Genomic DNA, 6729 nt, shown 5'->3' with positions numbered 1-6729 from the left:
TCCCCGCACCCGAGCCGGCAGCCGTCGAGCCCCCCGCACCCGCAGCCGTCGAGCCCCCCGCACCCGCAGCAGTCGAGCCCACCCCGCCGCCACCAGCCGTCGAGCAACCCAAGAGCGAGTGGGCCACCCGCGCCGCCAAGTGGCTCACGCCGATCCCCGGACCCAAGCCAGCCGGCGAGGACACGCGCTACGATCTCGAGCACTCAGCGGTCCGCGTCGAAGTAGAGAAGCTCGAGTCGGTGACCTCGGGTCCGCCCGATTGGATGCTGGTCAAGCGCAGCTGTGATCAGCTGCTGCGCGAGAAGACCAAGGACTTGACGCTTGCGTCGTACCTCGCGCGGGCGCTCTACGAGCTCGACGGCCTCGACGGTCTGGTCACCGGCTTCGCCTTGATCGCCGAGCTGTCCAACAGCTTCTGGGACGGGATGCATCCGCCCAAGAAAAAGGAGCGACGCCGGGCCAACGCGGTCACCTGGCTGTTCGAACCGGTCGAGCGCGCGCTCGCAGACATGCAGCCAACCGCGAAAGATGCCCGCGCGCTGTATGAGCTCGACAAGGTCGCCAAGCACCTGTTTGGGGTGATCGGCGACAAGTATCAAACCCACGCGCCGGCGACCCGGGGCATTCGCGACGCGCTGGCCCGCGCGAAGATGTCGGCACCCGAGCCGCCGCCGGAGCCCAAGCCCGAGCCCAAAGCGGAGCCCCAACCACAGCCGGCCGCGGGCGCTACGAGCACCAGCCAAGCGAGCGCGAGCCCAGCCCCGGCCCCACAACAACAACAAGCTGCTTCAGCGCCCGCCGAGCCCGAGCGACCCAGCTTCGACGCGGCCGCGCTCGCGGCCAAGTGGACCGCACCGATCCCCGGCAGCAACCCCGTTGGTGAAGACGCGCGCTACGAGCCTGCGCACGAGAGCGTCCGCACCGAAGTTGGCAAGCTCGAGTCGGTGACCGGCGGCGAGGTCGACTGGGACATGGTCAAGCGCGAGGCGACGACGATCCTGGTCGAGAAGAACAAGGACTTGCTGATCGCCTCGTACCTCGCTCGGGCGCTGCACGTGCAGGGCGGGTTCAAGGGGTTGGTTCAGGGCATGGCGCTGCTGTCCGAGACCTGTGAGCGCTACTGGGACGGCATGCAGCCGCCCAAGAAAAAGGAGAAGCGCCGGGCGAACGCGCTCAGCTGGCTGTTTGACCAGCTCGAGCGCGAGCTCGGCGACTACAAGCCCGAGGCCAAAGAGGCCGCCGACATCGAGCTGCTCGAGCTGGCCAACAAGCACCTGCTCGGGGTCATCGGGCAAAAATTCGAGACCCACTCACCCGGCACCCGAGGGCTGCGCGATGCGATCTCGCGCCTGAAGATGTCGGTGCCGAAGCCAGAGCCCAAGCCAGAGCCGAAGCCCGAACCCAAGCCCGAACCCAAGCCCGAGCCAGCTCAGACCCAAGCCGCCGCGCCGCCGCCCGCAGCTGCGCCCGCCCCCGCGGCTGCGCCCAGCTCTGGCGCCGCGATCAGTGCACCCGCGACCCAGGCCGCGCCGGCCAGCGCCGCGCAGATCGTCGACTATCTGCGCAAGGTTGGTGACGATTTCGTGTCAGCGGCGGCCAAGCTGCGCGAGGCCAACCTCGCCGATCCGCTGCCCTACAGGATCATGCGGATCGCGTTGTTCTTGCACATCAGCAACCCGCCGCCGTCCGGGCCCGATGGCAACCTCAAGCTGCCGCCGCCGCCGCCCGACGTGCTCAAGCGTCTGGATCTGATGCGCGCCAACGCCAAGTGGGCCGGGATCATCGAAGAGTGCGAGGGCTCGCTCAAGCGGTTCCGGTTCAGCATCGATCTGCATCAACGCTCGGCGCAGGCGCTCGCCGGTCTTGGTCACGCCGAGGCCCAAGAGGCGGTCGTGGATGGCGTGCGCTCGCTGCTCGGCCGAATGCCCACGCTGTTGGGCCTTGGCTTTCGCGACGGCACGCCCTTGTGCGGCCCGGAGGCGCGGGCGTGGATCAACGATGAGGTCCTAGCCGACAGCGGTGGGGGTGGCGGTGGGGGACCGGGCGGTCTGCCCGAGGCGATCCAAGAACGGATCGCCGAAGCCAAGAAGACCGCGGCAGGCGGCAAGTTTGCCGAGGCCGCCGCGGACATGCAAAAGGCGATCGACGAGGCCGGGACCGCACGCAATCGGTTCTTGGCGCGGATGGCCCTGGCCGAGATGGCCTCCGCTGGCGCGGGGCGGGTGGCCTTGGGGCTGTACTCCGGTCTCGCGCGCGAGGCAGAGGCGCTCGGGATCGACCAGTGGGAGCCCGAGCTCGCGGCGCGCTGCCTGCAAGGACTGTGTCGTGCCCAAGCCGACGCTGCCAAGGCGAAGCCGCCGGTGAGCATCAACCCCGCGTTCGAGCGCTTGTGTCGGATCGATCCCGCCACTGCAGCCAGCCTCAAGGAGTGACCCCGTGAAGGTGCTGTGACTGCGGTGGGTGGGTGATCGGCCCCATCTGCTCCAACAGGCCGCCGTGACCCCACACAAGCGGGTTTGTGGAGGGGGCAGCTTGGGCGAGGTGTGGGGCAGGGACTCGCTTCCTCATTTCGCGCAGCGCAGCCGAGGACATTTCCAAGTGGAGTGTTGACCGCTTTTTCGCTACGCTGCGAGCGGTGCCAACGACTGCGTTGCGGGTGGACTGAACCTTCGATCGATCTGTGATCGATCGAACTTCCGATTGCACTCCCAGATGGTTTGGGACTGCCCCTTCGCTTCGAACCCTCGCCCAATCTTCTCATGACCAGCTCTGACGCTCGCGAGTCATCCCATGTCCACTGGCTGCTGCTCGGGTCGTTGTCGACCGCTGGCGGTGGCGGTCCGAGCGGGCGTCGGTTCGCGCTCGACACGGACAGCTTCGCCGAGGCGTTCCGCGCCGCGCAGTTGAGCGCCAAGGTCGACATCGGTCCTGCGCTGGGTAGCGCGGGCGCCCACGAGGTCGAGCTCCGCTTCGAGCAACTCAAGCAGTACAGCATGAAGCACGTGCTCGCCTCGGTGCCCGTGCTCGAGCCGCTGCGCAAGCTCGCCGATGATCTTGGTGGCCCGTCGTCACGGCGTCCATCCAACGAGGCCGCGATCGCCAAGGTCGTCGAGCTCGTGGGTGACGGCCCGCTCGCCGCCGAGCTGCGCAAGGCCTTCGCTGGCGCGGCGTCCGAAGCCTCAGCGGCAACCGAGTCCGCGCCAGCGCCCGCACCAAGCAACCAGCAGGGCAACCAGAGCGAGGGCGCCAACGAAGCGCTGGTCGACGAGCTGCTCGAGCAGCACGAGACCAAGAAGGTCGACACCAAGCGCGCCGTGGATTCCTTCATCGCAGCGGTTCGCGGCAAGAAGCCCAGCACCGGCGGGACCCCGCAGCCCGCCAACCGTCGCGCGCGCGAGCTGGTCGAGACCGCGGTGTTCGGCGCGGTCTCGGCGATCCTCACCGACGACGCCGTGACCCAGCCCGAGGCCCTGTGGCGTGGGCTGCAGCTCGTGGTCAAGCAGGCGCCCAAGCGCGCGGCGATGCTCGTGGAGATCGTCGACGTTGGCCCCGACGGGATCGAGGCCGCGCTCCGCGAGTGCCTGGACGACGAGCCAATGAACCGGCCCGACGCCTTCTTCTGCTTCGACCGCATCGAAGATCCAGCGCGCCTGGCCGAGCTGGCCTCGGCCGCCGAAGACATGCACGCGCCGATCGTGGTCGGTGTTGGACCGGCGGTGTTCGGCGTCAAAGAGCCCGAGCAGGTCATGCAGGCGCTGCGCGACGCCAAGCCCGACGCGGCCGCGGCCATGGTCGAGGGCTGGGCCGAGCTACGTGCCGACGAGGTGTCACGCTGGCTGAGCGTCACCACGAACGACGTGGTGGTCGCCAGCGAGGGCGCAGGTGCGGCGCGGCGAACCGTGCTCGGCAGCTCCGTGTTCGCGGTCGCGGCGATGATCGCGGCCAGCTACCGTCATACTGGTGGGTTCGCTCGCATCACGGGCAAAGACGGGTCACTCAAATCGCCGGGTCTTCATGAGGTCGCATCCGGCCGCGAAGCCGGATCTGCGATTCCGACCGCCGCGTTCTTTTCGATCCGCGCTCAGGGCGAGCTCGCCGATGTGGGTGTGATTGGCCTCGGTAGTGGACGGAATACGGACATGATCGCGCTCTCGAACGTGCCAACGGTCCGAGGATCGAAAGATGCAGTGCCTTTGCCTGCACAGATCCTGACCGGGCGGCTGGTGCGCTTTGCCCGTTGGGTGTGCGATCAGGTCCCTGCGGGCCAAACCCGCGAAGAGGTCGTGAAGCTGTTCAAAGACGCTGCGACAGTGTTCTTGTTTCCAGGTCTGAGCGGGGCAGAAGGCGGGGGCGCGCAGCTTCACGCAGGCGTCGTCGATCAGGATGGAGACGCAGGTGGGACACCAGCCATCAGGTTGGTGGCGAACGTGCACCCACGCCTGGCCGGCATTCCCTTCGAGGTTGGCTTCGACCTCCCTCTTGGGGTGGCGCTCGCCGATTGAGCGACGTTGAGCTTGACATCATACGCATTGCAGACCTAACGTCTCCGCGCATCGGGAGACGACGACCGAAACCGGGAAGTAGCGAATAGGAACCGAAAAATGGCTGAGACAGTACACCTCTACCTGAAGTCAAACGGCAGCGATATCCAAGGACAGTCCACCCAGACGAGCCTCGGTCGTGCGGACTCGATCGAGTGCCTCTATTTCGAGGACTCCGTTCGGACGGCGCGCGAGAAGGGCTCCGGCCTGGCAACTGGGCGCCGGACCTACGAGCCGATCCGCATCCTCAAGCGGATCGACAAGTGCTCGCCTTTGCTGGCGAAGTCGTTGTGCAACAATGAGAAGGTCGACGGGATCTTCAAGTTCTTCCGGCCCAACGAAGACACCGGCGAGACCGAGCACTTCTTCACCGTGGAGTTCGAGAAGGGGCGGCTCGGCAGCATCAAGCGTGTCTCGCCGAACGTCATCGATCCCGCGGCCGGTGCAGATCCACCAACCGAAGAGGTCACCTTCGTGTTTCACACGATCACGTGGACCTTCGAGGATGGCGGCATCCAGCACAGGGATACCTGGTCACAAGGCGGCGACGGCTGAGCTCTACCGCTCAACTGCGAACACAAAGAGGTCACCTTCGGGTGGCCTCTTTCATTTAATTTGTCCGTCGCTGGGCCACTCACTCATCCTCGAATGGCCAGCCCATCGGATCCGTGACGAACAGCTGACCTGGGCGGCGACCGAACCACCACGCGCCGTAGAGCTCCCACGCCGCACCCAGCACGACCAGCAGCGGAAACCAGGGTCGCTTGGCCCCGCCGCCAAACACGATCGCCACCAGCACGAGCGGCAGCCAGTCGACGGCGAAGCGATACGAGAACTGCAGCTGCCCGCTATTTTGGTAGAGCAGCGAGGGCAGGGCGACCGCGAGCGCGCTGAGCAGCAGCCCCCAGCGCTGTGGGCAGCGCTCGCGCGCCATCCCCAGCGCGACCACCCACGGCGCGCCCAGCAGCAGGTTCGAGCCGTGTATCGACACCCGCGGGCCAAGCCCGTCCCACGGTCCGTCGCGCCACACCGGCATCAGCGAGAACAGGCAGCGGAGGTTGCGGCCGAAGTACTCGGTCGAGAACATCCCGACCTCTTGCATGCGCTGCTGCCAGCGGATGTCGAGGAAGCGGTGACCGAACTCCATTGGATCTTCGAAGCGCGCGTAGTTGTGGGCCATGAGCGCCGCGCCGATCACCACGAGCGGCGCGGCGAAGCGCAGGGCCGCCACACCGCGCGCGCGACCGCTGGTCTCGCGCCACCACTCGCCCACGAACAACGGCAAGGCGAACGCCAGGTGTGGACGGCACGACACCGCCAGCGCCAGGAACAGCCCAGCCAGCGCGGGCCGCCGACAATTCCAGCTCATCGAGATGTACAGACACAGACACAGCGCCCCGCAGATCTGCGCGGTGAACCATACCCGCCCGTGCGCGCCCACGAAGGCCGCCGGGCTAGCGAAGGTCCACGCCGCGATCGCCCACAGGTGCTCGCGCCCGGGCCCGCGGCCCCAGCCGTTCGCGGTGCCGCGCTCGCGGTCGAACAACCGCAACAACACCACGGGGATCAACGCCGCGAAGATGCAGGTCAACAGCACGTCGCGGGTTGCGAGCCCGCGCAGCGCGACGACGGGCAGCATCGCCAGCGCCGGCCCCGGCGGGAAGCTGACGTACCAGGTCTCGTCGCGCGAGACGATGTCGCGGCGGTTCACTTCGCGCAGCTCGTGGTCGACACCCAGCAGCAACCACGCCTCTGTTCCGGTGCGCGCGAGTGCCTGGCAGTCGCGGGTCTTGCAGGGGAACCCGCGCAGCTGGGTGCCGTCGCGCAGCTCGAGGGTCCACACCCGCGCCCAGTCGTCGTAGCTGTGGTGCTTGCACTTCTTGGCGCGGCGCAGCTCTGGCGTGCAGTAGCCGGCTGGCTTGCCTTCGTGGCTGAGCTGGCCGTCTAGCCACGAGCTGGCCAGGTGCACGTAGTGGTTGTCGTGGCTGGGCTTGGCGAGGCGCTCGGGCCCGGCCAGGAAGCACAAGCCCACCAGCGCGATCAAGAATGCAGCGAGCGGGCCGAGATATTTGCGGTCGAGCAGCTTGGTTACGAGCTGCGTGCTCGCGCCGAGCCCTCCGGTAGGCGGCTTGGTCTTGGGTTGCCCGCCCGCAGGCAACTCGGGTCGCTCGCGCACCGCGGTGGTTTT

General features: G+C 67.6%; 4 protein-coding genes. 3 read left to right on the top strand and 1 reads right to left on the bottom strand.

The window, feature by feature from the left end:
- The 3 genes from tssA to tssD form a co-directional block, all read left to right on the top strand.
- A partial coding sequence (tssA, locus tag DB30_RS27970; protein WP_052554561.1) for a type VI secretion system protein TssA occupies nt 1–2432 on the top strand: 2432 nt, incomplete at its 5' end.
- A gap of 327 nt (nt 2433–2759) precedes the next feature.
- Entirely contained in the window at nt 2760–4502 is a 1743-nt protein-coding gene (locus DB30_RS27965; protein WP_052554559.1) for a type VI secretion system contractile sheath domain-containing protein, read from the top strand.
- Between the two features lie 99 nt (nt 4503–4601).
- Nucleotides 4602–5096 carry a type VI secretion system tube protein TssD gene (gene tssD / locus DB30_RS27960; RefSeq protein WP_052554556.1) on the top strand — a complete coding sequence of 165 codons (495 nt, stop codon included), beginning with the start codon at nt 4602–4604 and terminating at the stop codon, nt 5094–5096.
- 79 nt (nt 5097–5175) lie between these two features.
- Here the strand turns inward: tssD and DB30_RS27955 are convergent, their stop codons facing one another.
- Nucleotides 5176–6717 (bottom strand): hypothetical protein, encoded by a 1542-nt coding sequence (locus tag DB30_RS27955; protein ID WP_052554553.1) that lies wholly within the window; start codon nt 6715–6717, stop codon nt 5176–5178.
- Nucleotides 6718–6729: the final 12 nt, after the last annotated feature.

This window comes from Enhygromyxa salina (genome assembly GCF_000737335.2).
Classification (GTDB): Bacteria; Myxococcota_A; Polyangia; order Nannocystales; family Nannocystaceae; genus Plesiocystis; species Plesiocystis salina_C.
Note: the sequence above shows the minus strand (reverse complement) of the source record. Positions and strands in the feature narration are given on the sequence as shown.